This window comes from Mesorhizobium sp. B2-2-4 (genome assembly GCF_006442375.1).
GTDB lineage: Bacteria > Pseudomonadota > Alphaproteobacteria > Rhizobiales > Rhizobiaceae > Mesorhizobium.
The window spans coordinates 1-2,059 of the sequence record NZ_VFWB01000034.1 but is presented as its reverse complement, the minus strand read 5'-3'; the positions used below and the strand labels follow the sequence as shown (position 1 = coordinate 2,059).

At 65.2% G+C, this 2,059-nt stretch carries 3 protein-coding genes; all 3 read left to right on the top strand.

Going from position 1 to position 2,059, the window contains the following annotated elements; genetic code table 11:
* Positions 1-702: sulfate ABC transporter permease subunit CysT (cysT, locus tag FJ959_RS31470; protein ID WP_140633931.1), on the top strand; the 702-nt coding region annotated here is incomplete at its 5' end.
* Positions 695-1,579 carry a sulfate ABC transporter permease subunit CysW gene (gene cysW / locus FJ959_RS31465; protein WP_140633929.1) on the top strand — a complete coding sequence of 295 codons (885 nt, stop codon included), beginning with the start codon at positions 695-697 and terminating at the stop codon, positions 1,577-1,579. The genes cysT and cysW, both read left to right, overlap by 8 nt.
* 124 nt (positions 1,580-1,703) lie before the next feature.
* The coding region (locus tag FJ959_RS31460; protein ID WP_140633927.1) for an ATP-binding cassette domain-containing protein at positions 1,704-2,059 on the top strand (356 nt) is incomplete at its 3' end.

Below are 2,059 nucleotides of genomic sequence, written 5' to 3'. Positions count from 1 at the left end.
GGCTGGACCGATTTCTGGGCGATCGCCACCGACCGCCGCACCATCAACGCGCTGGAGATCAGCTTCGGCACCGCCTTTGTCGCGGCCGCCGTCAATGTCGTCTTCGGCACGCTGGTCGCCTGGGTGCTGGTGCGCTACCGCTTTCCCGGCCGCCGCATCGTCGATGCCATGGTCGACCTGCCCTTCGCGCTGCCGACGGCGGTGGCCGGCATCGCGCTGACCACGCTCTACGCGCCCAATGGCTGGATCGGCAAGCTGTTGCTGCCGCTTGGGCTCAAGGTCGCCTACACCCCGCTCGGCATCGTCATCGCACTGGTCTTCATCGGCCTGCCCTTCGTCGTGCGCACCGTGCAGCCGATCATGGAGGAGATCGACAAGGAGGTGGAGGAGGCCGCCGCCACGCTCGGCGCCAGCCGCTTCCAGATCGTCACCCGGGTGCTGTTCCCGGGCCTGGCGCCGGCCATCGTCACCGGCTTCGCGCTGGCCTTCGCGCGCGGCGTCGGCGAATACGGCTCGGTCATCTTCATCGCCGGCAACCTGCCCTACAAGTCCGAGATCGCGCCGCTTTTGATCGTCATCCGGCTGGAGGAGTACAATTACCCGGCGGCGACCGCCATCGCCGCGATCATGCTGGCCTTGTCGTTCCTGATGCTGCTCATCGTCAACCTGGCGCAGACATGGAGCCGCAAGCGCTATGGCTGATCCGGAGATCAAATCCTACGAGCCGCATCACGACAGCCGCTCGGCGGCGGTAACCGAAAGCCGCCCGGCGCAGGCCGTGCTGATGGCGATCGCGTTCGCCTTCCTCGGCATCTTCCTGCTGTTGCCGCTGATCATCGTCTTCAACGAAGCCTTCGCCAAGGGCGTCGGCGCCTACACCGAGGCGCTCGGCAATCCCGATACGCGCTCGGCGATCCGGCTGACGCTGCTGGTGGCGGCGATCTCGGTGCCGCTCAATGTCGTCTTCGGCATCTCGGCCGCCTGGGCGATCGCCAAGTTCGAGTTCAAGGGCAAGGCCTTCCTGACCACGCTGATCGACCTGCCGTTCTCGGTCTCGCCGGTCATCTCGGGCCTGGTCTATGTGCTTCTGTTCGGCGCCCAGGGGCTGCTCGGCGCCTGGCTGAAGGCGCACGGCATCGTCATCCTGTTCGCCGTGCCCGGCATTGTGCTGGCCACCATCTTCGTCACCTTCCCCTTCGTGGCCCGCGAGCTGATCCCGCTGATGCAGGAACAGGGCAATGGCGACGAGGAGGCCGCGCTGTCGCTCGGCGCCAATGGCTGGCAGGCCTTCTGGTATGTGACGCTGCCCAACGTCAAATGGGGGCTGCTTTACGGCGTGCTCTTGTGCAATGCGCGCGCCATGGGCGAGTTCGGCGCGGTCTCGGTGGTGTCGGGCCATATACGCGGCCTGACCAACACCATGCCGCTGCATGTCGAGATCCTCTACAATGAATACAACGCCGTCGGCGCCTTTGCCGTCGCCTCGCTGCTGGCCGGCCTGGCGCTGGTGACGCTGGTCCTGAAGACACTGCTCGAGATGCGTTACGGCGCCGAGATCGCCGCGGCGCGTGGACATTGATGCATGTCGCCCAAAAGTGGAAACCGGTTTTGGGATAACGGCATGCATGAAACAAAAGACATGTCGCCCAAAAGCGGGAACCGATTTGGGATAACGGCATGCAGCCACTACAAAGGGACTGTTGATGGAAGTTCGCGTTGCCAATGTGCGCAAGGAGTTCGAGCGGTTTCCCGCGCTCCATGACGTGTCGCTCGACATCAAGTCGGGCGAGCTGATCGCGTTGCTGGGGCCGTCGGGCTCGGGCAAGACGACGCTGCTGCGGCTGATTGCCGGGCTGGAGCGGCCGACGCGCGGCAAGATCTTCTTCGGCGACGAGGACGCCTCGCACAAATCGATCCAGGAGCGCAATGTCGGCTTCGTCTTCCAGCACTACGCGCTGTTCCGGCACATGACGGTCTCGGACAATATCGGCTTCGGCCTCAAGGTCCGGCAGGGCTCGACGCGGCCGCCGGCGCAGGAGATCCGCCGCCGCGCCTCCGA